A 512-nucleotide genomic window follows, 5' to 3' on the forward strand; every position below is an offset into this window, starting at 1 on the left:
CTGTGCCTGAAATAGCATCTGGCTGGGTCAATTCCTGATGAAAAACCCGGGTCAGTTCTCAGTGAAAATCAACAGTTCGTGTTTCCACTGCCGGATGAAAGCGGCCACCCGTCCGTAGGATCCATCATAACCCAGTGCCACAAGGTCTTCATGCAGTCGTCGCGCCGTGCGCCGATTCTTGCGGGGGCGAGCGGCTTCCAGGACCAGCCATCCCCTCAGCCTGTCAGCAAACGGGTCCAGTCGGCTGGGACGTTCGGGGACCTGGAACCGCGGTTCAATACTCTGTGCCCGGAGATATTTCCGGATCGTATTGCGTGACAGTCCCGTCCGGCGTTCGATCTCGCGGATCGGAAGATGATCCCGGCAGTGCCACCGGCGGATCACACTCAGAAGCTCCATGTCAATCACTCCAAAAACCCCCCAGCAGATGATGCCGGGGAGTGTGAAGGCATGGGTCAAATCTCGATGAAAATTTCCGCCCTACCCGGGTCAGTTCTCAGTGAAAATCAACA

At 56.8% G+C, this 512-nt stretch carries 1 pseudogene; it reads right to left on the reverse strand.

The features are described from left to right. Positions 1–75: 75 nt before the first annotated feature. Positions 76–399: pseudogene (locus AB2L51_RS15070) on the reverse strand (IS21 family transposase); the annotation flags it as partial. Between the last annotated feature and the right edge of the window lie 113 nt (positions 400–512).

It is taken from the genome of Acetobacter fabarum (genome assembly GCF_040702925.2).
Lineage (GTDB): Bacteria > Pseudomonadota > Alphaproteobacteria > Acetobacterales > Acetobacteraceae > Acetobacter > Acetobacter fabarum_B.